Origin of the sequence: Ignatzschineria sp. F8392, assembly GCF_002252045.1 — a bacterium.
Taxonomy (GTDB): Bacteria; Pseudomonadota; Gammaproteobacteria; order Cardiobacteriales; family Wohlfahrtiimonadaceae; genus Ignatzschineria.
This window is the reverse complement of the sequence record NZ_NEFF01000006.1, coordinates 58,117-83,318: the sequence shown is the minus strand read 5'-3', so window position 1 is coordinate 83,318 and position 25,202 is coordinate 58,117. Positions and strand designations below refer to the sequence as shown.

Annotated in this window: 20 protein-coding genes and 2 riboswitches; of the genes, 10 read left to right on the top strand and 10 right to left on the bottom strand. The window is 43.7% G+C overall.

What is annotated here, in order from left to right:
• Positions 1–302: 302 nt before the first annotated feature.
• The 4 genes from B9T19_RS09275 to B9T19_RS09260 all read right to left on the bottom strand — a co-directional run bounded on the left by B9T19_RS09275 (position 303) and on the right by B9T19_RS09260 (position 3,785).
• Positions 303–1,001 (bottom strand): ABC transporter ATP-binding protein, encoded by a 699-nt coding sequence (locus B9T19_RS09275; protein ID WP_094568354.1) that lies wholly within the window; start codon positions 999–1,001, stop codon positions 303–305.
• Complete coding sequence (locus tag B9T19_RS09270) at positions 988–1,761, bottom strand: ABC transporter permease (protein ID WP_233146840.1); 774 nt, start codon at positions 1,759–1,761, stop codon at positions 988–990. The genes B9T19_RS09275 and B9T19_RS09270 overlap by 14 nt, the downstream gene beginning before the upstream one ends.
• Positions 1,762–1,844: 83 nt before the next feature.
• Positions 1,845–2,660 (bottom strand): molybdate ABC transporter substrate-binding protein, encoded by an 816-nt coding sequence (gene modA / locus B9T19_RS09265; RefSeq protein WP_094568353.1) that lies wholly within the window; start codon positions 2,658–2,660, stop codon positions 1,845–1,847.
• Between the two features lie 198 nt (positions 2,661–2,858).
• Positions 2,859–3,785, bottom strand: a complete 927-nt coding sequence (locus B9T19_RS09260; protein ID WP_158214394.1) for a tyrosine-protein phosphatase — start codon at positions 3,783–3,785, stop codon at positions 2,859–2,861.
• A 233-nt stretch (positions 3,786–4,018) separates the two neighbouring features.
• Here B9T19_RS09260 and B9T19_RS09255 point away from each other — a divergent pair, with 233 nt between their 5' ends.
• From B9T19_RS09255 to B9T19_RS09240, 4 genes are all read left to right on the top strand, one after another.
• Positions 4,019–4,666: a MarC family NAAT transporter gene (locus B9T19_RS09255; RefSeq protein WP_094568351.1), complete on the top strand. Its 648-nt coding sequence runs from the start codon at positions 4,019–4,021 to the stop codon at positions 4,664–4,666.
• A gap of 284 nt (positions 4,667–4,950) precedes the next feature.
• Positions 4,951–6,669: a phosphoethanolamine transferase gene (locus B9T19_RS09250; protein ID WP_094568350.1), complete on the top strand. Its 1,719-nt coding sequence runs from the start codon at positions 4,951–4,953 to the stop codon at positions 6,667–6,669.
• Entirely contained in the window at positions 6,666–7,367 is a 702-nt protein-coding gene (locus B9T19_RS09245; protein WP_094568349.1) for a response regulator, read from the top strand. Before B9T19_RS09250 ends, B9T19_RS09245 begins: the two co-directional genes overlap by 4 nt.
• A gap of 11 nt (positions 7,368–7,378) precedes the next feature.
• A complete protein-coding gene (locus B9T19_RS09240; RefSeq protein WP_094568348.1) occupies positions 7,379–8,413 on the top strand; it encodes an ATP-binding protein in 1,035 nt (344 codons plus the stop codon).
• A gap of 416 nt (positions 8,414–8,829) precedes the next feature.
• Here B9T19_RS09240 and cysK read toward each other — a convergent pair whose 3' ends face one another.
• Positions 8,830–9,765, bottom strand: coding sequence for a cysteine synthase A (cysK, locus tag B9T19_RS09235; protein ID WP_094568347.1), 936 nt, complete (start codon positions 9,763–9,765; stop codon positions 8,830–8,832).
• A gap of 183 nt (positions 9,766–9,948) precedes the next feature.
• Between cysK and B9T19_RS09230 the strand changes: the two genes are divergently transcribed.
• Entirely contained in the window at positions 9,949–10,389 is a 441-nt protein-coding gene (locus tag B9T19_RS09230) for an Rrf2 family transcriptional regulator (RefSeq protein ID WP_094568346.1), read from the top strand.
• A 165-nt stretch (positions 10,390–10,554) separates the two neighbouring features.
• Here B9T19_RS09230 and B9T19_RS09225 read toward each other — a convergent pair whose 3' ends face one another.
• Complete coding sequence (locus tag B9T19_RS09225; RefSeq protein ID WP_094568345.1) at positions 10,555–11,718, bottom strand: glutathionylspermidine synthase family protein; 1,164 nt, start codon at positions 11,716–11,718, stop codon at positions 10,555–10,557.
• Positions 11,719–11,720: 2 nt separating this feature from the next.
• Positions 11,721–12,374, bottom strand: a complete 654-nt coding sequence (locus B9T19_RS09220; RefSeq protein WP_094568344.1) for a DUF1190 domain-containing protein — start codon at positions 12,372–12,374, stop codon at positions 11,721–11,723.
• 587 nt (positions 12,375–12,961) lie between these two features.
• On the opposite strand from B9T19_RS09220, the gene B9T19_RS09215 reads away from it, so the two are divergent.
• Positions 12,962–13,582, top strand: a complete 621-nt coding sequence (locus B9T19_RS09215; protein WP_094568343.1) for a hemolysin III family protein — start codon at positions 12,962–12,964, stop codon at positions 13,580–13,582.
• Between the two features lie 263 nt (positions 13,583–13,845).
• On the opposite strand, the gene B9T19_RS09210 is transcribed toward B9T19_RS09215, so the two are convergent.
• Positions 13,846–14,748 (bottom strand): MetQ/NlpA family ABC transporter substrate-binding protein, encoded by a 903-nt coding sequence (locus tag B9T19_RS09210; RefSeq protein ID WP_233146839.1) that lies wholly within the window; start codon positions 14,746–14,748, stop codon positions 13,846–13,848.
• 291 nt (positions 14,749–15,039) lie between these two features.
• A complete protein-coding gene (locus tag B9T19_RS09205) occupies positions 15,040–16,053 on the bottom strand; it encodes an isopenicillin N synthase family oxygenase (RefSeq protein ID WP_094568342.1) in 1,014 nt (337 codons plus the stop codon).
• Between the two features lie 446 nt (positions 16,054–16,499).
• Between B9T19_RS09205 and B9T19_RS09200 the strand changes: the two genes are divergently transcribed.
• Positions 16,500–17,663, top strand: a complete 1,164-nt coding sequence (locus B9T19_RS09200) for an alpha-hydroxy acid oxidase (RefSeq protein WP_094568341.1) — start codon at positions 16,500–16,502, stop codon at positions 17,661–17,663.
• Between the two features lie 102 nt (positions 17,664–17,765).
• Here B9T19_RS09200 and metF read toward each other — a convergent pair whose 3' ends face one another.
• Entirely contained in the window at positions 17,766–18,662 is an 897-nt protein-coding gene (metF, locus tag B9T19_RS09195) for a methylenetetrahydrofolate reductase (protein WP_094568340.1), read from the bottom strand.
• Positions 18,663–18,785: 123 nt separating this feature from the next.
• Positions 18,786–18,895: riboswitch (SAM riboswitch) on the bottom strand.
• 236 nt (positions 18,896–19,131) lie between these two features.
• Positions 19,132–19,229, top strand: a riboswitch (SAM riboswitch).
• Positions 19,230–19,314: 85 nt separating this feature from the next.
• Between metF and B9T19_RS09190 the strand changes: the two genes are divergently transcribed.
• From B9T19_RS09190 to B9T19_RS10945, 3 genes are all read left to right on the top strand, one after another.
• Positions 19,315–19,824, top strand: coding sequence for a hypothetical protein (locus B9T19_RS09190; RefSeq protein ID WP_094568339.1), 510 nt, complete (start codon positions 19,315–19,317; stop codon positions 19,822–19,824).
• A 356-nt stretch (positions 19,825–20,180) separates the two neighbouring features.
• Positions 20,181–23,849 carry a methionine synthase gene (metH, locus tag B9T19_RS09185; protein WP_094568338.1) on the top strand — a complete coding sequence of 1,223 codons (3,669 nt, stop codon included), beginning with the start codon at positions 20,181–20,183 and terminating at the stop codon, positions 23,847–23,849.
• A gap of 537 nt (positions 23,850–24,386) precedes the next feature.
• Entirely contained in the window at positions 24,387–24,881 is a 495-nt protein-coding gene (locus B9T19_RS10945; protein WP_369828094.1) for a pentapeptide repeat-containing protein, read from the top strand.
• Positions 24,882–25,202: the final 321 nt, after the last annotated feature.

The window sequence follows — 25,202 nt, the reverse complement described above, 5'->3', positions numbered from 1 at the left end:
GTTAAAAATGCCAAGCTCAAAAAATGTATGTAGAGTTAGCATTTAGAAAATGCGGCAATTAAGGATTTATTGGGAAAGCTGTAATGCCGGAACGATGCAGAGAAGCGACTTAATATTTGGTATGTCAAGGATTACTTTCCATACCTCACCCTGCCTCTGGAGTCATGAGAGTTTTAGAGTAACTTAAGACCCTATGAATCACTGGGAAATTTACCTCCCGGTGAATTTAAAAAACAATTAACCGAAAAAGTCTCTAGCTATGAATAGTGCGCTTAACGGTAGGTTTACGCTGATATTTTCAACTACTTCAAAATCTCAAACAATTCCCGTTTAGCACTCTCCCTATTGAGTTGATCAGTGGGAAGATAATGTTTCAGCTCCCCATTTTTCATAATGCCGATATGGGTGGCGAGTGCGAGGGCTTCGCTAATATCGTGGGTGACGTGGAGGATGATCGGCGCATATCGCTGATGGATCATTTTTAGCACATCGCGCATTTCGTGGCGCGTTACATAATCGAGTGCGCTAGTCGGTTCATCGAGCAGTAGAATATTGGGTTCGGCGATTAAGGCTCTTGCAAGGGCGACTCGCTGCTTTTCACCACCACTTAAGGTTTCTACGCCATGATTTTTAAGATAAGTGATCCCTAAGAGCGTTAAGATCTCATCGATCAATTTTGCACTCTCTTCTGGTGATTTGCCCCGCATTTTGAGAGGGAAGGCGATATTCTCCCACACTGAGAGATGGGCGAATAGTTCATAGTGTTGATAGACAAAGCCGATATTGCGCTTCTCCGGCGGCAATTGATCGATCCGTTGTTGCTTGAAGATGATCTCCCCGGTTGCTTGTGGATAACGGCCGGCGATCGACTCTAATAAGAGTGTCTTTCCCGAGCCTGAGCGCCCTAGGAGAATACAGTAATCTCCCTTTTTTAGCGTCAGGGAGATATCGTGAAGCGCAAATTGAAAGAGCGCGAGATGAAGATGATTAATGGTGAACATATTTCGATTTTAGAAGATACTCAAAGATAGTAGAGCAGAGGAGCGAGATAATCATCAATATCAGAGCAATCGCAAGCGCAAGGTCGAGATCGCCGGTGGAGATATTGAGCATAATAGAGGTAGGGAGAATCTCTGTCTTAAGGCGTGTAGAACCGGCAACCATCATGACCGCTCCAAACTCCCCTAATGCCCGCGACCAGGTCAGCACAATGACTGAGAGAAGGGTCGGTTTTAAAAGAGGTAGCGTGACATAGCGAAAACATTGCCATCTTGATGCACCTAAGGTTCTTGCGACAAAGAGCTGCTTCTCATTTAAATTTGCTAAACCTAAAACAATAAGACGAATCGCAAAGGGAAGATTAACAAAAACTTGCGCTAAAATAATCCCCTCTTTAGTAAAGATAAAGGAGAGATTAAACCACTCATCGAGCCAGGTTCCGATCCCCATAAAACCGAAGAAAAGCAAAAGCGCAACGCCAGAGACAATATGGGGCAGTGCTAAGGGGAGGTAGAGAATCGGCATTAAGAAGTGCCGCAGTGAGGAGCGGGAGAGAAAATAGGCCACAGGTCCGGCAAGTAGCAGGCAGATCAAAGTTGAGGTGATCGATGTCATCAGACTCATCTTGATAGCAAATTGCACTTCGCGCGATTTTAAGGCCGTAGGCAATTGAATAAAACCCTCTTTAACGAGCATAAAGAGTGGTGCTGCGATAAAGAGGGTGATCAGTGCGACGATGAGATAGAAAATTAGCTGTCGCACAATGGTGATCCTATCGATCTCATCATGATTTTTTCCATAATCTCAATCTTTCTAGTGTGATCGGTCGATTAGCGTGATGGGGATTAGTTTTGGGTCGATTCGGGTTGATCCGCTTCTGATGTAATCTCAACAGAGATCTCTTCTACCGGCATCTCTTCTACCGGTGCGAAACCATATTTAGCAAAGATCGCTTTTCCTTCATTAGAAGCGGCAAGATCCATAAAAGCTTTTGCTAATTGTGGCTGTTTGCTCGATGTGATTACCGCGCCGGTCACGATCTGATCGATATTTTTGGCAGGATCGATTGCGATCACTTCAACATTATCATTCATAAAGACGGCATCAACGGTCGCAATTGTGGCATCAGCATTTCCAAGTGCCATCTGCATGACCATCTCATTGATTGTATTTGCAGTTGAGACGACATTTTCATTGATCTTCTCGAGCTGATTTTTCTGAAGGATATTTTGCGCGGTCTTTCCGATCGCATTGGCTTTTGCATCTCCTAAAATAATCTTCATCCCTGGCTTCGCGAGATCTTCTAAAACCTCAATCCCTTTCGGGTTTCCTTTAAGTACCACAATCGCCGGAGTGTGATGTGAAATCGCGTAAGCATCGCCTACTAAACCTTTTTTATGGGCCACAAGATAGGTTGCATCAGATCCTACAATAAATGCATCGCCTTTGCGCGTTGTCTCTAATTGTGCAAGAAGCTGCCCAGAGCCGGCAAAGTTAAATTCAACCGTGGCATCATGCTCCTTTTCAAAGAGTGTCGCAATCTCCTCCATCGGCTTTTTTAAACCCGCGCCAGAGTAGACAAAGATCGACTCAGCGGCAAAAGCGGTAATGCTTAGAAGCGAGAGGAGTGTAACGGTTAGTGCTCTCTTTAATAAATTCATCTTAGTTCCCTTTCTATAATAGGTCGTGTGCATAGATGATGGATCAATCCTTGATCTAAAATATCTAGCACAGTTAAATGTTAAAAATTCCCCCGTTATTATAGAAAGAGGCTAATAGAAGCACTATTAGCCTAAAGAGGTAGAGCGCGAAAAATTCGCATCTTGAGAGGAAACTTGAGCGCTCTTCTTATCTTTGAACTATGGCATTAAGAGTCTATTTCTCAAAGCTGTTTGTGTTTCCGGCGTGATGGCTAAGCCTTCGAGAAGATAGTTATCGATGGAGCCATATTGGTTCTCTGCTTCAGAAAAAGCCATCAAGAGCCAATCATCTTGAACGCCCAAGAAAGGGGAGAAGGCGATCGCAGCGGCAACGCCCTTTTCATTTGCCATCTTATTGAAACTTTGGGTGATAGATCCGCGAGAGTACTCATTCGATGCGAGAAAATCCGCAACAATAGTCTCTTGTGGTACGCCGGCAATATATTGTAAGAGGGCAGAAACCCAACCGGTGCGATCCTTGCCACCAGAGCAGTGAAAGAGCTGATTTCCTTCATTTTGGGCAATTGATGTTAAGAGCGTGCCGATCTGTGCGCGTGTTATTGGATCATTCACAAAGTTGAGATAGATCTCTTCAGCGCCGGCAATTGTGATCTCTGGTTTTTGGGTAAAGCCCACACGGACAGGTTCGATATCATCCCAACCTAATAGATTGATGTTGTGCCATGTTGAGCCGGGAATCTCACTATCGGGATGGAGGGCAATCTCGCCGGGAGTGCGAAGATCGTAGATATGGGTGATATTGAGCGATGCCAATTTTTCTGCTTCTTCCGGGGAGAGAAGAAGGGCATTGGTGCGATAGAGTCGCCCCTGTTGGAGTGTTTCACCATGATTATTTTGATAAGGCTGAAGATTGCCGGCGACATCACGAAAATTATCCACCTTTTGAAAATGGATAGCGCTTGAATGAACATTTGAATGGGAATCTTGTTTCTGCATTATCTCCTCCCTTGGGGTTGTGCTATTTTCTGCCGCTTGAAGAGAGAGTGGGATACTTAATGCTGTCTGAAGTAGCAGGAGTGTTAACCATTGATGGCGTCGGATTTGTCTCTCGCTGTGAGTTTTCATTTGTTTCTCCTTATTTGAAGTTTGGGATGCGCAAATTATAGGGAGAGTAGATGACAACTTCTTAACAGCAGCGGGAAAATTTGTGATAAAAACTATTTTCGCTAATAATTTAAGCATCTATTTAAGCATAACTTTTTCTTTTCTTCAGGAGCGAGATGGTATCCTTGAGGCAGATTAAAGAGCGTTAGATCAAATTTTCTGATCGATTTTTTTAAAGAGTATGAAGGAGTTATATGATTGAGTTGATCAAAGTGGTCTCTATTGGGGTAATGATGCTACTTCCTCTTGCAAATCCCCTCACCGCTATTGCGATGTACCTTGGGTTATCGAGTCGAATGTCGATTGAAGAGCGGAAGAAGACCGCTTCTCAGAGTGCTTTTTATACTTTAGTGATTCTTCTGACTACTTGGTATCTTGGGCACTTTATTATGAGTGTGTTTGGAATTTCGATCCCCGGCTTGCAGATTGCCGGCGGTATGATTGTTGCCTTTATCGGCTTTATGATGCTCTTCCCTCCAGCTAAACAGAGTGATGAAACGGTAGAGTCAGCAGGTAAGAGTAGTAGCATCAGTTTTGTGCCACTAGCGATGCCGGCAACGGCAGGACCTGGCACCATCGCTTTAGTGATCAGCACTGGCTCTACCTTCCATACAAGTAGCCATATCTCTGAGTTTGTCTATTTGGTAGCCCCTCCGATTGTAGGGGTATTGATTGCAGCGCTTCTCTGGATCGGCCTTCGTAGTGCATCGACCATTATGCGCGTATTAGGGGAGAAAGGGATTGAGGCGATCTCGCGATTGATGGGCTTCCTTCTTGTCTGTATGGGTGTGCAATTTGTGATTAATGGTATTTTGGCGATTATTCATCAATATCAGGGGTGATAGAGCGTAAGCAATCGCAGAGAAGATCGTAAGAGGAAGAGAGGTCATAGGAGAGTTCTTATGAGAGACTCGACTAGATCATTAGAATCATGGTTGCGGGGGCAGAGATCATTTGATTTTCGCCCCATTTTTTTGCACGCACTTTTCTATCTCTATTTTCCACCTCTATTTTTCTTTATGTATTCTCTGTTTATCTTTCGTTTACTTGTCGTTTAATTCCTTTTTAATGTTTTATTAAGCTTCAATTTCTATACTCATTCCCTCACTATTAGAGGAGTTTTTTTATGAGTATCGGGAATATTGGTGGCATCAAGGCAGAAGAGCGATCAGCTACCAAAATAGATGGAGTTGTGCGAAGTCATCATCGTGGCATCCCTCTCTTTATGGGGATCATCTTGATCGCACTGCTCTCTACTTTAACGCAAAATATTGTCTTTTGGCGCGGTGTTAGTGAGAGCTTTCTCTTTGATTCTGGTTGGAGTTATCTCTTTTTCATCTCGCTTTTTATCACGCTGTGGTTGCTTTCGATTATTCTCTTTACTCTACTTTTATGGGGGAAGTTACGGCTACCCGTTGTCGCATTGCTCTTTTTTCTTTCGACACTCTTTAACTACTACTCCTACTACTATCAGATCTATATGGATCGAGATATGCTCATCAATATTATTGAGACTAATAGCGGCGAAGTGGTGAATTTAATCACATTGAAGCTCTTTCTTTGGCTCTTGATCGGCGTGGGTCTGCCGCTTTTGATCGTGATGAAGATCCCCATTCGTCAGACAAAAATAGGCTTTTCGCTACTACAGCGACTTCTCTTAATTGTGGGATCACTGCTTCTACTATTGGGCGTTGCGACACTCTTTTATAAAGATTATGCCTCCTATTTTCGCAATAACCGTCCGCTTTTGAAGCTTACAATGCCTTTTAGTTATATCTCGAGTGGACTCTCTTATACTCGTAAGCTTTATGCAGATAATCTCCCTTATCAGCAGATCGGAGAAGATGCTTATCTCAATCAAGATGGGCTCGGAGAGAAGAAGCGTCTCTTTATCCTGGTTGTTGGCGAGACTGCGCGGAGTAAAAACTTCTCTCTTAATGGTTATGAAAAGGAGACGAATCCACGCTTAGCTCAAGAGCAGAACTTAGTGAGTTTTAAATCGGTCTCCTCTTGTGGGACGGCGACGGCGATCTCTGTTCCTTGTATGTTCTCCCGTTTAACGCGAGAGACCTTCGATAAGGTGCGCGCGAGTAAAGAGGATAATTTACTCGATATTTTACAACGTGTTGGCTATCAGGTTTTATGGCGGGAGAATGATAATGGTTGTAAAGGGGTATGTGATCGGGTGCCGACGCAATATGTAGAGGAGTATCTCGATCAGCCAAAGTCGATCACCGGTTTCTATTATGATCAATATCTCTTAACAGGCTTGGCGGATTATATTGCTGAAAAGAGTGCCGCGGCGAAGATTGATCCACAAAATGAGAATCTTGTGATAGTCCTTCATATGAATGGAAGTCATGGCCCTACCTATTATCAGCGCTACCCTGAAGCGTTTCGTCAATTTACTCCAAGTTGTGATACTAATAAGATCGAAACTTGTGATCAAGAGGCGTTAGCGAATGTCTATGATAATACGATTCTCTATACCGATTATGTTTTAGCAGAGACGATTGGGCTTTTAAAGCGTTTCTCCGGCGAGTATGAGACTGCAATGCTCTATATTTCAGATCATGGTGAGTCGTTGGGTGAGAATCGCTTCTATCTGCATGGCGCACCTTATGCGATTGCCCCTGAAGAGCAAAAGCAGGTGCCGATGATCTTTTGGGCAGATCCCGATTTTTATCAAAACCGAAAATTATCAGAGAGTTGCCTCTTGCAAATGGCTGAGGAGGCGGCACTATCTCAAGATAATCTCTTCCACTCACTTCTCGGCTTGCTCTCGGTAGAGAGTGCGGTCTATGATGAATCGATGAATTTATTTAAGGCGTGTCAAACATTATGAAATTATTGATCGTGGAAGATGATCTTCTTTTAAGAAGAGGCTTAGAGCGAGCGCTTATTCAAGAGGATTATGTGGTTGACTCTGCGGAGACAGTGAAGGAAGCGATCGCTTTTTTAACGGTTGAGAATAGTCACTATAGTGCGGTTTTATTAGATCTTGGGCTTCCTGATGGTGATGGGTTAAGACTTCTCTCCTATCTTCGGCAGGCGGAAAATAGTGTGCCGGTACTCATTATTACGGCGCGAGATACGGTGGATGATCGGGTGATGGGGTTAGATGCCGGTGCGGATGATTATCTATTAAAACCTTTTGCAATTGCCGAGCTCTATGCCCGTTTACGAGCGATTATTCGGCGTCACTGTGGTGTTGCTAATAATCAGTTAGAGATTGCTGATTTTGCGCTTGACCTGAACCAGAAAGAGATTCATCTTAAGGGGAAATTGCTCGAACTTACCGTTCGTGAGTATCTGATTCTCTCCCGTCTTCTACTCAAATATGGGCAGGTTGTTGCTCGAGAGTTTTTACAGCAAGATCTCTACTCTTGGCAAGATCAATTGGGATCGAATACCTTAGAGGTCTACATTCATCGATTACGGCAGAAGATCGGTAAAGAGCGTATAGAGACAGTTCGTGGTTTTGGTTATCAGTTGATCGATGAGATCGATCAGACACAACAGCATCAGAATGTCAGCAAGTAAGGGACGAAACGATGGGTATTCAGCGACGGTTACTCTTAGCTTTAACCGGGATTATTCTGATATCAGGCATCATCATTATTGCCTTGATCGCTTATGAGATTAGTGAGCAGATCGATATCTTAACAGATCAAGTATTGAGTGATGCAGAGAAGGTGAGTGCGATGCGGCATGAAGCAAAAGAGATCCTCATTGCGCTGACGCTCTTTATTATTCTGATTTTGATCGGCGCTTTTTTGTCGATTCGCTATGTTACGCAGCGTCTCTTAATTCCTTTTGAGCGGTTGAGTGAGGAGTTAGCACTTCGAAGCTCGCTCAATTTAACGCCGATCTTATTGCCGAGTCCCTCAAAAGAGGTGGAGATGATGGTCTTGAAGGTGAATCAATTATTGCACAATATTGGGCAACGGATTGAGTATGAGAAGGCGTTTACGGCAGATGTTGCCCATGAGTTGCGAACGCCCCTTGCCGGTATGCGTTTAACCTTAGAGTTGATGGAGGCTCTGCCGGAGCGAGAGTTACTGCTCAATCGAATCGATGATCTCTTAGTCACTATTGAACGATTACTCCAATTTTCGCGTGCAAGTTATCAGCTTCACTTTGAAAATGTTCGGGAGTTCGATCTACTACAGGAGGTGATTGAGCCCTTATTAATGGAGTATCAGCCTCAATTTCCCCATCCTTTACGGGTGGATATCCCCGTTGAGTTAAAGATGCGGGGGGATGCGAGTCTACTCTATCTTCTCCTTAAAAATCTTCTCGATAATATTCGTTTTTATGCGGCAGAAGGGGCGTATAGCGAGATTGTAGCAAAGCATGAGGCTGGTGGCATTCGTCTGGTGATTCGTGATCGGGGTGCCGGCATTCCATCTGCGCAGATAGCTGAGTTAAAGGCGCGTTTTCATAGAGCGGATCGATCGCGTCGGGGATTTGGTTTAGGTCTCCATATTGTAGAGAAGATCGTCTTAGCGCATCATGGGGAGATCCATTTTTCAGCGCGAGATGATCAGTTATCAGGTTTGCAGATCTCTATCCTTTTTCCGCAATAAGTATGAAATAGTCGACTCTCGCGGCTCTGCTGATCATCTTATTTTTTGAAAGAACAGGGCTGAACGATTGCCGGATCTGACTATCGCGCACTTTCATCAATTGCGTGCCGGCAATTGGCGATTTCCTATCGCCGGTAATAGCCATTTATTAATGGTTGTTATTAACAGTCGGTACTACGGTACTATATCGATATCACTTTTCGGCATTGAAAATGCCATTCTTCGGGCATGCAGAGGCGAAAAGAGTGCGGTCGTCCGTTCCCGCGGCTCTGCTGATTTTCTGATTGTATAACTGCTTTTTTGAAACAATTTCTGAAATAATTTTTGAAATAAAAAAAGCCTAGTCATCTGACTAGGCGAAAGTAAGTAGGTATTTAAAGGAGGAATAAAATACCGTGATTCTAATATGGGGATGATTATTCCTTTTCAAAGAGCGGTGTTGAAAGATATTTTTCACCGCTATCGGGAAGAATCACTACAATCTTTTTACCCTCATTTTCTGGGCGATTTGCGACTTCTACCGCTGCTTTAATAGCGGCACTTGCTGAAATTCCGATCAATAGACCTTCTGTCGCGGCGACCTCTTTTGCTAATTCAAAAGCACCGCTATCGGAGATTGTGATCACCTCATCATAGATTGCGGTATCGAGAGTTTCAGGGATAAAGCCGGCACCAATACCTTGGATTTTATGAGGACCTGCTTCCCCTTTAGAGAGAACAGGAGAAGATTCTGGTTCTACGGCAATCACTTGAATCGCGGGATTCTGCTTTTTAAGATAGCGTCCAAGACCGGTGATTGTTCCGCCCGTGCCGATACCGGCAATGACAATATCGACTTGGCCATCGGTATCGTTCCAAATTTCAGGGCCGGTTGTCTCTTCGTGAACTTGTGGATTTGCTGGGTTGACAAATTGCCCTAAGATTACACCGCCCTCAATCTCTTCTGCAAGCTCATCTGCTTTGGCAATGGCGCCCTTCATTCCTTTAACACCTTCCGTTAACACCAATTCAGCACCATAAGCCTTTAGAAGATTGCGACGCTCAATACTCATTGTTTCCGGCATTGTTAAGATGATACGATACCCTTTAGCTGCGGCAACAGAAGCGAGTCCAATGCCGGTATTTCCGCTGGTGGGTTCAATAATCACTGATCCGGGTTTCAAGATGCCCGCTTTTTCTGCGGTGTCGATCATAGCATAAGCGATACGATCTTTAACGCTTCCGGCAGGATTGAGATACTCTAGTTTTCCAATGAGTGGCGCTTTAATGCCTTTCGATTTTGAAAAGCGATTGAGTGCTAAAAGGGGGGTATGGCCGATAAGATCGGTTAAACTTTCATAAATTTTTGTCATCTTCTCTTCTCCTTGAGACAATCAATGGTTGCTTATAAGGTGCTTGTAGATGCAGATCGCGCTTATAAAAGAAAACCGCTATTGACGAATGATAAGCATACCATTATTATATGTTTACTCTATATAGTGTAGAGTATCAGGATCTGGAAATAGTTGTCAATTAATATTCACTGAGGAGTTTCTATGAAGTTATCCGCAAAATCTCGTTATGCATTAGCATCGCTTGTGAAGATGGCATTAGTCCATGAGTCTCAGCCTGTCACTACAGTTTTAGAGATTGCCGAAGATTTAGAGATTTCTAAAATCTATTTAGAGAGAATCTTCTCAGAACTGCGTCGGGGAGAAGTTGTCGGTTCGATCAAAGGGGCTCAAGGAGGATATTATCTCATGCGAGCACCTAAAGAGATTACGCTCTATGACATTTTAAGTAGTGTTGAGCCAGCGCTCTTTACCGAGAATGATGCCACGGTGGAAGAGACCGCCCACAATATTGAGCGGGCTCTGCTTGAACAGGTCTATCGCCCTATGAGTGAAGGATTGATGAAGATTTTAACCAATATTAAGTTGTCCGACATTGCCTTAGAAGCACAAGAGGAAGAGGGCAACTATATGTATTATCTCTAACTTTTTATCTCTAACTTTCGGTATTAAAAATGTCGATTTGTAAGCATGCAGTCGATATAAGCATGCGATAGTCGCTCCCGAGGCTCCGCTAACTTTCTTAGAGGTTATTCATAAAAAATGCGCCCGGTAAGGCGCATTTCTCTTTTAATGATTCTTTCAAATTGATTAGCCAATAATCGCATGAGGATAGAAGCGCGAAAGATCTTGGGTAATCCGAGAGTGATCTTCACGAATATTGAGCCCACAAGCGGTATCGCCAACAATCCAACTTCCTACGACAACATGATTACCATCAAAAACAGGTAGAGGTTCATAGGCTTGAATAATGGAGCCTTCAATGCCGTAAGGGCCATCTGCACTCTCTAAGACTTGACCTTCTGTGATGATTTCAACATTTGCCCCTTCTCGAGAGAAGAGTGGTTTCTTCACATAATCAGTGAGTGTTTTTGCTTTAGGATCATCGGCAAAATAGGTGGGCAGAAGATATTGATGGTTAGGAAACATCTCCCATAAGAGGGGGAGAAGCGCTTTGTTAGAGAGAATCGCTTTCCAACCTGGTTCAAGCCAGAGCGTTTTGTTCATATCGAGATAACTCGCGAAATCTTCCCCTAACATAAACTCCCATGGGTAGAGCTTAAAGATCGCTTTGATCGGATCATCATCGAGGTCGGTATACTCCAATTCGCTATTGATACCAATCTCTTCGATATAGAGAAACTGAGTCGCTAAACCCGCTTCTTGAGCACAATCTTCCAGATACTCTACCGTTCCTCGATCTTCATCTGAATCTTGACAGCAGCTAAAGTGAAGTAATTCAACTTGATGATAGGCGCGTAATTCTGAAAAGCGCGAGATCAATTGCTCCTGAATACTATTGAATTGATCCGCTACCATAGGGAGGTTCTTCGCTTCGATCTGATCTTCTAACCAGAGCCATTGGAAGAAGGCGCTCTCATAGAGAGAAGTGGGGGTATCCGCATTATATTCTAAGAGTTTAAGGCGTCCGGCACCATCGTAGGCAAAGTCAAAACGGCCATAGAGTGATGGGGCTTTCTGCTCCCAAGAATCTCGAATAAAGCGCCAGCTTTGAGGCGGAATCTGAAATCTTTCCAGCAGTTGTTCGCTCTTAACCACTCTCTCAACCGCTTGAAGCGCCATCTGGTGAAGCTCTTCTGTGGCCGATTCAATCAGTTCAATCTCTTTAAGGCCAAATTGATAGTAGAAATCTTCACACCAGTAGCGCTCGCCATACATAGTATGGAAGTTAAAGCCATACTCTTCAGCTTGTTGTTGCCAATGGGGGCGTTCGGTAATAGGGATGCGTTTCATCGCTAGCCACCTACACTGCGACGAGTATTGCTTCCCGAAGCCGATTTTGCCGGCGCCATATTCTGTTTAGAGACCATCTGTCCAAAACCACCACGGCGCAGTGTCTGTCCTGCTTTTCCGGGTCTTAAATCTGTCGGATTGACTTTAAACTTTGTTCCTGGTTTGACATTGCCAAAGTTTTTGCCACTAGAATCGAAGAACTGCCCTTTATTCGGACCTGCTTGAGGCGAGTAGAGGGGCTTATGGGCATTAAATCCACCCATCATTTTACCAAAGAGGAAGCCTGCCATAAGGGGCATCCAGAAGCTTCCGCTCGATTGTGCGCTATTCTGTTCTTGATTGAGTGGTGCAACTTGACAACCTGCTTCCCCAAATTCAGCAATACAATCCTCTCTTGTCGCAAAGCGAGGTGCGGTATCGATCGCTTCTTGTTGTGCTTGTGCAAAGGTTGTTTCACAGAGCGATTTTGCATCGGGATTGTAACGCACACACTCTTCAACGTTGCGATACATGGAGACCTCTTCCTGCTGTGCGCTATTATCATTACATGCAGCAAGGAAGAGCGCAGAGGCGACAATGACTGCAAGCGGTTTGAGGCGAAGTGATCGTTTCTTACGGAATCGATCAAGATTAACGGTTGTAGTACGTTTACGCATTTTTGCTCCTAAAATCTAGTTGTTGAGATAACTCAATGATTGAATATCTATCTGTTGAATATCTATTCAACTTTTTATGTATACCGTTTCTATTTTACCCAATTTTAGAGGGAATAACTCGATATATAGCGATTTTTCATAATAATGGGAATCAAAATGTGTAATTGTCTGATCATCACTGTGATAACTTCTTCGGCATCATTGATGCCGACTTGCGGGCATAGAGAGGTGAAAAGTGTGTGATAGTCGATTCCTGTGGCTTTGCTGATGATCTTATTTATTGAAACATATTGAAACAAAAAAGCTGAACGACCGCCGGATCTTACTATTGCGTATTTCCATATATTTCGCGCCGGCGAGTGGCGATTTTCAATCGCCAGCAATTATGGATAGTTCAATGATATTAATCTCGGCATTGAGAATGCCGACCTGCGGGCATGCAGTGGTGAAAAGTGTGTGATAGTCGATTTCTGTGGCTCTACAGATTTTCTTATTTTGGTTGATAAAGTGGTCCTGAGGAGTGCTACACTAAGCACTTAAGTCGTGCAATGCGTCAACACAGCAATGAGTGTAAGGAGTTATATAAGATGCCTCAAGGTGAAAAATTTAATATCTATAGCCATTTAATCGGGACCTTACTCGCATTAGGGGGAATGTCATTTATTATTGTCTATGCCAGCCTCTATAATGATGCGTGGAAGATTGTGAGTGTTTCGATCTATGGCGCGGCGCTTGTTTTACTCTATCTCACCTCAACGATCTACCATCTTCTTCAGCCCGGTCCAAGGAAAGATCTCTTTCAGGTATTAGATCACTGTGCGATCTATCTCTTAATTGCAGCGAGTTATACCCCTTATACTTTGGTGACTTTAGGTGGCGGTTGGGGTTGGTCATTATTTGGTGTCTCATGGGGATTAGCGGCGATCGGGATTATTCAGGAGATCTTAATTGGTCGTCGAACACAGATCTTCTCATTAACGATCTATCTTGTGATGGGCTGGTTGATTGTGATTGCGGCAAAACCGCTCTCTATAGCGCTCTCATCAGAAGGGCTCTTCTGGCTAATTGCCGGTGGGGTCGTCTATACCCTTGGGGTGATCTTCTTTCTGTTAGATGAAAAGGTGAAGCATGCTCATGGAATTTGGCACCTCTTTGTGATCGGCGGAAGTGCCTGTCAGTACTTTAGTATCCTCTTCTATGTTGAGTAGTCGAAGTCATCAATCTACGGGCATGCAGTGGTGAAAAGAGTGCAATCGTTGGCTCCCGCGGCTCGAGGAGTTTTCTTATTCATTGAGCTAATTGGAGCTGATGAGTTGCCGGATATCACCGTTGCGTTCTTCCATAAATTGCGTGCCGGCAAGAAGCGATCTCTCAATTGCTAGTAATGATCGATACTTTTATGATCATCAGCGGGCGATGGATCTCCACCGCTTCGCTGATCTATCTTAAATCGTGTTGAAATCATGTTGTGCTATTGATCACTCTCTTCTTCCCACGCTAAGGGGAGATTATAACCAGGGAATCGCTCTTGGCTATACGCTTTAAAACCATCAGAATTGATAATCTTCACAATCTCTGTAGCCCAAGGCGCGTTGAGGTTCTTCTCGTGGACGACGACCCAGTTAACAAAGTATTTACTCGGCTCAATGGTGAGCGCTTCGGTAAAGTGAATGCCGGCATCGAGGGCAAAGTTACCATTAATGATGGCGTAATCGAGATCATCACGTGCTCGAGTCATCTGGGCCGCTTCAATCTCTTTAATCTCCAATTGGTAGGGGTTCTTCGTGATATCACGCTTCTCAATACGGAAAGGATCGGCAATATCATCACGGAGTTCAATCCAACCTAAGTTCTCTAAGATCCAGAGCCCGCGGGAAAAGTTGGTGACATTGGAGGGAATCCCGACCGTTGCTCCTTTTTCGATCTCATCGAGCGATCTCTTCTTGCCGGCATAGAGGCCATAAGGTGCAGTTGGAACTTGAACTAACGGGGCAAGGTGGCCATCGCGAACACGATTAAACTCCTCCATATAGGGGCGATGTTGAAAGATATTGAGATGGAGTGTACCCTCTTCAACGCTGACATTAGGGATCACAATATCGGTGATCTCGGTGAGTTCTACTTGATAACCCGATTTTTGTAATTCTGGTGCAAGATACTCCCGCACAATATCGGCAAAATCCCCGGGAGAGGTGCCAATTTTAATTCTGTTTTCGCTCGCTTGTGCGGTTGAAGCATCCTCTGAACATGCCGTTAAGAGTAGTGGCATTGCTAATAGAAGCAGTTTCATGCCTCGTTTAAGAGATTGCCAAAGGGAAGGTTTTTTATCGCTTAATGATAAAGTGGGGGTGAGGAATGGGGTGTTGATTTTCATCTTATTCTCCTAGTAGGTGCCGAAAAGGAGATTCGCTTAGCTGTTCTGCCCGCAAGCTTTTCTAAATCGGCATTCTGTTGTTGTGGATCGTTAATTGTTAGTTATTAATTGTTAATTGTTAATCAGTTAATCGTCATTGTGTGGTTGGGTGATTGTGTTATGAATAGCGATGGGGATGAGTGCTCTGTTAGTCGTTATTGGTCGTTGCTAGTTACCAATAACAACCACTATTTATTATTACTTCTCTCTTTCTCTCTATCTATTCATCTACACATCTACATATCTATACATCTACTCATCAATTGAAATATCAGCATAGAAACGAGCGGCGACATCAGGATGGGAGCGTAAACGTCCTTTTAAGAAGTTTTTGCCAATCTGCGTAAAGAGCGGGTTTTTAGGATCTTGGGTGATTGAGAAGCTTTTCCCCTGTAGCGCTTTCGGCAATGTTAAAAGTGGCACGGTCGCATCGAGCTGTGAAGTTAAAAAGTAGGCGAGAGAGTAGCGATCCTGCCCAACAGGGGAAGGAAGTACCCGATGAAGGGTCGCTTTGAGATATCCTTGTGAGGCGATCTCAAGGAGTTCACCAATATTGACAACAAAGGTTCCCTCGATCGGCTCTGCTAAGACCCACTCATCATCTTTTAAGACCTCTAATCCCGCTTGATCCTCCTGCTGAACAAAGGTGATATAGCCAGAATCTTTATGAGGTCCGACCCCTTGCTCGCCATCGACGCCGGGATAGTGGATCGCTTTGGAGAGAACAGAGGGTTTATGCGCGTAGGTGGGGGCGAAGATCTCCTCATCCTGCCCTAAGGCTAAAGCAAAAGCGGTGAGCATCGACTTTGCTAATTCTGTCTGACGCTCTTGAAGTTCAATAAAGGTGGGGCGTAACTCCGGAAGCGAGTTGGGCCACTGATTAGGACCTTGAAGGCGAAGCCAAGGTTGATCATGAGGGATCTGATCGAGGGGAATCGCTTCATACTCCGGCATAAAATCGAACTGCTCACGGCTATCGGGCTTCTCTCGTGTAATCTCATCATGAATATTGGTGTAGCCACGAAAGTGAGGTGAATTCGACATATGGATCGCTAACTTCTCCTCTAATGGTAGCGCAAAAAATTCTTTCGCTAATCTTTGCGCCTTTTCGATCAATGATTGGGGGATATTATGATTTTTAAGGTAGAAGAAGCCGATCTCATGGGCGGCATAGCGGAGCGATTCTAGGAAAGCTTCTCGCTCATCGCCTCCTGCAAGAAATTGATGATAATCGAGGATGGGAAGTTGAGGATTCTCTGATGACATACATTTTCTCCTTGTGATGATTGTCAGGTTTGTCAGGTTCTAATCGTCTTGATCGATTAGATTTCATTGAGTGATCTCAATTGCGATCTGATTTGCCTGCTCTCCACAAGGTATTTTAGGGGGAGAATCTCTTTTTGAGAGGGACGCTTTAGCTGGTTATGCCCGCAAGCTGTTATCAAATCGGCATTACATATATGTATAGACTACATTAATGAGAAGTGCAAATAAATTTTGTAGATAGAATGGCAAATGTGATTTTAAATAGGGGTTGTAAGTAGGATTGTAACTAGGGTCGAAACTAGAGAGCTATAGATAAAATTCTCAATAAATCGTTGTCACTCTTTCGTGCGAGCAGTATAGTGTTTTGAGGCTATTTAGGCTCAGTTTGAGTTCTTTTTAATTCAGATTATTAATTTAGATTATGTTATGAGGTTCAATTTTTAAGTATGACAACGATTACCAATGTCGAAGACCTTCGTCTGCTCGCCAAACGACGTGTACCCAAAATGTTTTATGATTATGTCGACTCAGGTTCTTGGACAGAATCCACCTATCGCGCAAATACATCTGATTTTCAGAAGATCAAGCTAGTGCAGAAAGTGGCACGGAATATGGAGAATCGATCGTTAGAGCGGAGAGTTCTTGGTATTCCGATGTCGATGCCGCTCGCTATTGCTCCTACCGGACTTGTGGGCATGGTCCATCCCGATGGGGAGATTCTTGCAGCACGAGCCGCTTCGCGATTTGGTATTCGTTATACATTATCAACAATGAGTATTGCCTCCTTAGAAGATATTAAAAATGAGGTGGGTGAGCCATTTTGGTTTCAGCTCTATGTGATGCGTGATCGTGACTTTATGCAGCGCCTTATCGATCGTGCAAAACGAGCAGGGTGTGATGCTTTAGTGATTACTCTCGATCTGCAGATGATCGGTCAGCGTCATAAAGATCTTAAAAATGGTCTTTCGGTTCCACCTAAACCGACTCTTCGAAACTGGTTAAACCTCCTCACTAAACAGCGCTGGTGTTGGAATATGTTGAAGACAAAACGGCGTCAATTCGGCAATATTGTCGGGCATGTGGATGGGATCGATGATCCAAGTTCTCTTGCTTCTTGGACTAATCAGCAATTTGACCCAACCCTCAATTGGGATGATATCGCCTGGATCAAAGAGATGTGGGGCGGAAAAATTATCCTAAAAGGGATCTTAGATGCTGAAGATGCCAAGATGGCGCATCAAGTGGGTGCCGATGCCATTGTTGTAAGTAATCATGGCGGGCGCCAGTTAGATGGTGCGCTCTCTTCCATTGCGGTTCTCCCTTCTATTGTTGAAGCGCTTGCCGGCACTTCTACCGAGATTATTCTCGATAGTGGTATTCGTTCCGGACAAGATCTCCTCAAAGCAGTTGCATTAGGGGCGAATGCCGGAATGATTGGTCGCGCTTATCTCTATGGTTTAGGCGCTATGGGGGAAGCTGGGGTCACAAAGGCATTGGAGCTGATCCGCAATGAGTTTGAGACCAGTATGGCTTTTTGTGGCGAAACCGATGTAGATCATGTCGGTCGCCATATTTTGGTTCCTTCCACGATCCCAGATCCTTTTCGTTAAATCTCTGTAGCCTCTCTTTTAATGTTTCACATGAAACTCAATCGGTCAGGAGTCGTAAATCGTCTCAATCCAGTAAAGAGCAACTAACAAGAGCGCTTAAGATTACGCTACCCCGATTGCCGGATCGGGGCGTAATCCCAAGGTGTGGCAGATGGCATAGGTCAGCTCAGAACGATTGAGCGTATAGAAGTGGAAGTCTTGAATCCCCTCTTTTCGGAGAACTCTCACCATATCGATGGCGATACTCGCACCCACAAGGCTTCGAGTGGTGGGATCATTCTCTAAGCCTTCATAGCGTTTATGGAGCCAGGAGGGGATTTTGACATTGAGTGGGCCGGCGAATTTCACAAGAGAATCGTAATTGGAGACAGGAAGAATGCCGGGAACAATCTCCGCTTCAATTCCCACAGCAACGCAACGATCACGAAATCGAAGAAAGGCATCGATATCGAAGAAGAACTGGGTAATCGCTAAATTGGCGCCGGCATCGATCTTTCGTTTGAGATGAAGAAGATCTGCCTGGGCATTTTTAGCTTCGGGGTGAATCTCAGGGTAGGCGGCGACAGAGATCTCAAAATCGTGTCGTTTTTTTAGAAGCTTCACTAAGTGATCGGCATAGATACCTGGGTTTTCTGTACCCTTAGGGAGATCTCCGCGCAGTGCCAATATATGGCGAATGCCAAGATCCCAATAGTTGTCGGCAATCTGGTGAAGCTCCGCTTCGGTGGTATCCACACAGGTGAGATGGGGAACGGCGGTGAGATCAGTTTTATGGACAATATCTTCAATCACTCGGTGCGTTCGATCCCGTGTTGATGCATTCGCACCGTAAGTGACGGAGACAAATTGGGGTTTTAAGACTTTAAGGCGCTCAATGGAGTTCCAAAGGGTGGTTACCATCTGTTCGCTATTGGGGGGAAAGAACTCAAAAGAGACATTGACATCATTCTGAAGTTCAGAAAGGCTCTGGTTTAATAGCTCAACATATTGCGCACTCATCTATTTATCCTCTGTCGATTAATGGTGATTGGGGGGGTGATTCGGTGACTGAATGGTCTTTCCATTTTCGAACTGGCATAAAAAAAGCCAGCACTCGTTCTCATCAAGTGTTGGCATTACGCAAACTTATCTTTCGATCACTATCCCTAGATAGGTCGAAGGAATTGGCACCTTAATTTTCATCAGGTTGCCGGGCATCACAGGGCCTTTCCCTCCGCCACTCTTGATAAGATCTCGGTATTGAAGATGGTTGCTTCTATTACCGTGTTCTCATCACTATAGAGGAATTGATCGATAAAAAGCAAATTTAAAAGTAAGTTTTCAATAAGTTTCTAATAAATTTTTAACAAGATCTTAATATTTTCTTAATTTTATGGTGGAAATCTGGCGTTTTATATCCCTCTTTTTTCACTATTTTAAGTTTTTGTTTTGCTATTTCTAAATTTTGAGTGATATAGTGAAAGAGTAGTTCTTATTAAGAGAGATGGAGGGAATTGGCCCAATGAAGTCTCAGCACCAATCTTTTTGTGCTAAGTCCAACAGATCGATGAGTCTGGCAGATAAGAAGCATTAATCAGTTAATGATGCTCTTCTTGTACCCAGGAAGAGCTTTTTTTATACCAGAAGTCTCAGGACAACAAAGGGAGTCACTATGATGAAAAAAGGTCTATTAACCGTAGCACTTTCCGCTCTTTTTTTAGCCGGATGTCAAACAGCAGGGAGCTCTATTGAGTTAGAAGAGGTTGTGGCAACACCGCAGTTAGAAGCAGCTATCAAAAAATTCACGAATGAGGCTGCGCCGAGCTATGCTGTCGCTTATGCTGATCTTAACCAAGATGGCATCGATGATGGTTTAGTCCTCCTTGAGGGGGAAGAGTGGTGTGGAACAGGAGGCTGTACACTGCTTGTCTTTGAAGGTTTAGCGGATGGTCGTTACAAATTAGCATCAAAATCGACCGTTGCGAATGCCCCGATCTATGTCTTAGAAGCACGTTCAAATGGTTGGTCTGATCTCTCCGTTTATAGTAAAGGGAAAGGGCAGGTCGTGATGAAGTGGGGCGGATCAAATTATCCTGCTAACCCATCATTACAGCCCACATTAATTATCGATAGTAAGGCTGTGAAGCCCGCTATCTCTGGAAAGATCGATATTCCTGATTAATGTGTGATTGCTATCTAATCGTTGATTCTATCCGCTATGGTGCTTGATCTGTTGCGCTATAGCGGTTGATCTCGTATAGGCTTATCTTAATAGAGAAGTGCTAATGGCAGATTCGGTCTGCGGTTAGCGCTTTTTTATGGCCGATTCTATTATGGTCGATTCTATTTTTCTCCTCCTTCCTCTCTCTATCAGAACGACAATTAGAACGATTATTAGACCGACTCAAGATGCGATTAGAATGGCGTTTTTTTAAGTGCGCTACAAGTTAAGATCGCTTCAAGAGTTACAGTCACCGAAGTAACCACTATTGATGACGGCAGCGATTGTGTCTGCCGGTAGAGAGGAGTATCTATTTTATGGCTATCGAACAGCAACTTCAGAAAATCGCCCAGCAACGGATCTTAATTTTAGATGGGGCAATGGGAACGATGATTCAGAAGCGGCAATTGGAGGAGCATGATTTTCGTGGGGAACGTTTTGCCGATTGGGAGCGAGACCTTAAGGGGAATAATGATCTCCTAGTCCTCACGCAACCCGATATGATTCTTGAGATTCATGAAGCTTATTTAGCCGCGGGTGCCGATCTTATTGAGACCAATACCTTCAATGCTACTAAAATGTCGATGGCAGATTATGGGATGGAAGCTTTTGTTTATGAGATCAATTATGAAGCAGCTAAGTTAGCCAAACGAGCTTGTGAACGTTATAGCACGGCAGAAAAGCCCCGTTTTGTCGTCGGAGTATTAGGCCCTACGAGTAAGACTGCTTCGATCTCTCCTGATGTGAATGATCCTGGCTTTCGAAATACCTCTTTCGATCAATTAGTTACAGGATATTTAGAAGCGATCTCGGGATTGGTCGCCGGTGGTGCTGATATTTTGATGGTGGAGACCATCTTCGATACCCTCAACGCTAAAGCGGCGCTCTTTGCCATTGAGACTTTCTTTGAAGAGGCGGGGATCCGCCTTCCGGTAATGATCTCCGGCACAATCACCGATGCCTCCGGTCGAACGCTCTCCGGACAGACAACTGAAGCTTTCTACAACTCCTTACGTCATGTTCGTCCCTTTTCGATCGGACTCAACTGCGCGCTAGGGCCTGATCTCTTGCGTAACTATGTTGCAGAGCTCTCCCAAATTTCTGAATTTTACCTCTCAGCCCATGCAAATGCCGGTCTTCCCAATGCTTTTGGTGAGTATGATCTCGGTGCTGATGCGATGGCGGAAGAGATGGCCGAGTGGGCTTCTTCTGGATTTCTCAATATTGTTGGGGGTTGCTGTGGAACAACGCCGGAACATATCGCTAAGATTGCTGAAAAGATGAAGAATGTAGCGCCTCGCATTGTAAAAGAGAAACCTAAATCGTTACGATTATCAGGACTTGAGGCGTGTAATTTAACGATTGGGGAATCGCTCTTTGCTAATGTGGGGGAGCGTACAAATATTACAGGTTCTCTCCGCTTTAAGCGCTTAATTAAAGAGAAGAATTATGCAGAAGCGTTAGAAGTAGCGCGAGACCAGGTGGAAAATGGGGCGCAGATTATCGATATCAATATGGATGAGGGGATGCTCGACTCTAAAAAGGAGATGGTCACCTTCCTCAATCTTATTGCTTCAGAGCCCGATATCTCTAAAGTGCCCATTATGATCGACTCCTCAAAGTGGGAGATCTTAGAAGCGGGGCTTAAGTGCATTCAAGGGAAAGGAATTGTTAATTCAATCTCGATGAAAGAGGGGGTTGCGCAATTTATTGCGCAGGCAAAACTGGCGAAAAAATATGGCGCTGCCATTGTGGTGATGGCATTTGATGAGGCAGGGCAGGCGGATAATTTAGAACGCCGGATTGAGATCTGCTCAAAAGCGTATGATATTTTGGTCAATGAGGTCAACTTTCCGGCAGAGGATATTATCTTCGACCCCAATGTCTTTGCGATTGCAACGGGCATTTCAGAACATAATCGTTATGGGTTAGATTTTTTGGAAGCGACGGGATGGATTCGGAAAAATCTCCCCTATGTCCATATCTCAGGGGGGATCTCTAATGTCTCCTTCTCTTTTAGAGGGAACAATCTAGTACGTGAGGCGATTCATGCGGTCTTTCTCTATCATGCAATTGCGCGGGGATTATCGATGGGGATTGTTAATGCTGGTCAGCTTGCGATCTATGAGGATATCCCCGAAGAGTTACGAGAAGGGATTGAAGATGTGCTATTTGATCGAGATCCTGAAGCGAGCGAACGCCTTTTAGAGCTAGCACAGAAATATCAAGGGGAGGGCGCTACTCGTAAAGAGGAGAATCTCGAATGGCGTGAGTTGCCGGTCGGTGAGCGATTAACCTATGCCTTAGTCAATGGCGTTGATAGCTATATTGAAGAGGATACTGAACTTGCACGACAAAGTTTTTCACGGCCGATTGAGGTGATTGAAGGCCCCTTAATGACCGGTATGAATGTGGTGGGAGATCTTTTTGGTGAAGGAAAGATGTTCCTGCCCCAAGTGGTCAAATCAGCGCGAGTGATGAAGCGTGCGGTAGCTTACTTGATCCCCTTTATTGAGGAGGAGAAGAGAAAGTTTGGCGATATGAGTCAGTCAAATGGCAAGATTTTGATGGCGACAGTAAAGGGTGATGTTCACGATATTGGGAAGAATATTGTCGGTGTTGTATTGCAATGTAATAACTTTGAGGTGATCGATATGGGGGTGATGATTCCAACCCCGGCGATTATTGCGAAAGCACTTGAAGAGCAGGTGGATGTGATTGGACTCTCCGGTTTAATTACGCCTTCGCTTGAGGAGATGGTGGGTTTTACTAAAGAGATGGAGCGGCGCGGCTTAGATATTCCCATCATGATTGGTGGGGCAACAACTTCGCTAGCGCATACGGCAGTTCGGATTGCACCACAATATAGCCATACCGTTGTTCATGTGCGTGATGCTTCCCGCTCTGTTGGGGTAGCGCAATCTCTGATTAGCCCGGAGCTGCGCGATCAATTTATGCAGGATGTGAAAGAGGATTATGCAAAGCGCCGTACAGCGTACCTCGAAAGACAGCGCGATATTAAGCTGATCCCCTTTCAAGAGGCGGTCAATAACCGTTTAAAATTAAGATTTGATCATATTGTAAAACCGGAGAAGATGGGGATTCATGAGTTTGAAGTGCCGCTCGAGGATCTTTTGGCGACGATCGATTGGACCCCCTTTTTCGCTTCCTGGCAGTTGCGTGGGAAGTTCCCAAAATTATTAGAAGATGAAATTATTGGGGAAGAAGCGACAAAAGTCTATCAAGACGCAGAGAAGATGTTGGCAAAAATTATCGAGGAGAAGTGGCTAACAGCGAAAGCTGTTGTCGGACTATTTCCTGCAAAAAATGCAGGTGAAAGTACAGTTTTATTTACAGATGATACTCGTACAGAAGAACTTGCACGTTTGCATCATCTGCGTCAACAGACAGAGCGACCCAATGAGATGCCAAATCGCTCTCTTGCTGATTTTATCGGTGAAGAGGATTATATCGGCGCATTTGCCTGTACGGCAGGTATCGGCATTGAACCCTATATTGAGGCATTTGAAGCTGATCATGATGATTATAGTGCGATTATGCTCAAAGCGCTTGCCGATCGTCTTGCCGAAAGCTTAGCGGAGTATCTCCATAAACGGGTGCGTAAAGAGTATTGGGGATATGCGAAAGATGAAATGCTTGATAATGAAGCGCTGATTCGAGAAGAGTATCGCGGCATTCGCCCGGCGCCGGGATATCCAGCCTGTCCAGAACATACGGAGAAAGCTACACTCTGGCGCCTTCTCAATCCTGATCAGCGTATCGGTCTCGCAATTACTGATAGTTTTGCTATGTATCCACAAGCAGCTGTTTCCGGGTGGTACTTTGCTCATCCCGAAGCCCACTACTTTGGGGTGGGCAAAATTGGTCGTGATCAGGTTGAAGATTATGCTACGCGCAAAGGTTGGGATCTGAAAGAAGCAGAAAAATGGCTCGCACCCAATTTGGGATATGAACCGGAGGAGTAGAAATCGAAATTTTATAAAAAGTAGAGGGGGCTCTATTTTTTAGTATACTGGTAACTTATTTTAAAAAGATATAATAAGTCTAATATATTGCAAATTTTTTGATATTCTTCTGCTGAAATGCTTGTAAATTGTGAGCCTGAGTGGGCAGTAATATTTGTCTTGTTAATAAGAGCTTCGAGGTTTATTTCAGTATAATCTGATCTTAATAGATTACTTATAGAGTTAAAAGAACGAAATGCAGATTTTAAATCATTATTTTTTGCAATATGAGTCACAATACCATTGTCATTTTGTCTTAATACTTTAAAAATATTTTCAACTTTTTTCTCGAGGGAATTCTGTTTGCTAGGATCGTAAGGAAAATTACTATGGTCATATACTAGATGAATATAACTCTCTAAGACTTGGCGTATTGCCGAAGTAATTAGTTCTGTATAGTCCTTTTTTTTTAATTGAGATAAGTAATTAATTTGCTCTATTAAATTATTCCAGTACTTAGATGAAGAGATCGAAGTATTATCTTTCAAAATAGATCGTTTGATTAGATTTTCATTTCTATCAATAGGAAGCCCCCCTTTCGAAGAGCTTTCGCTACGTGAAGCCTCATCATTCGAAGATGTATCATTCGAAGATGTACCACTTGAAGCTGTATCACTTGAAGCTGTATCACTCGAAGCTGTATCACTCGAAGCTGTATCACTCGAAGCTGTATCACTTGAAGCTGTATCACTTGAAGATGTATCACTCGAAGCTGTATCACTCGAAGACGTACCACTCGAAGGTGTATCACTCGAAGATGTATCAGTTAGAGTTTTAACTTTTTGTTGGGCTTCCCAGTCTTTTTTAGAAAGCAGATCTTTCTTATACTTTTCTCTAACTTCTAGAGCAAAAAAACGAACTAATTCATTTGTTATTATTTTTAGAGCTTTATATGAATTATTATTAAATAGTTTTTCTCTACTACTTACTTCTCTTAATGTGTTTTTACTGCTTGGGTCGAGCTCTACAAGGCCAAAGATTATTTCATTATAGATTAATTTTGTTTGTTGGGATTGTTGGGCTGATAAATTTAACCAATCTTCTCTGCCATGGCCATAAATCTTAAATCCACCTCGATATATATTCACACCTGTATAGGCATTTAAGAAGTTATCCTGTATCTTTTTTTTATCTTTTTTATCAATGAATTGTTTTGAGAAATAGTAATTATAAAAGTTAAAATAAATTTTATTTAAAATTTTATAATCGTCTTTAGTTAGATTTATTCCTTCTCTAGGTTTTTTACCTTGTTCAAGAACTCTGTCATTTAAATCAGCGAGTTGAGTTTTTGTTGCAGCCCTATCGACTATAAAG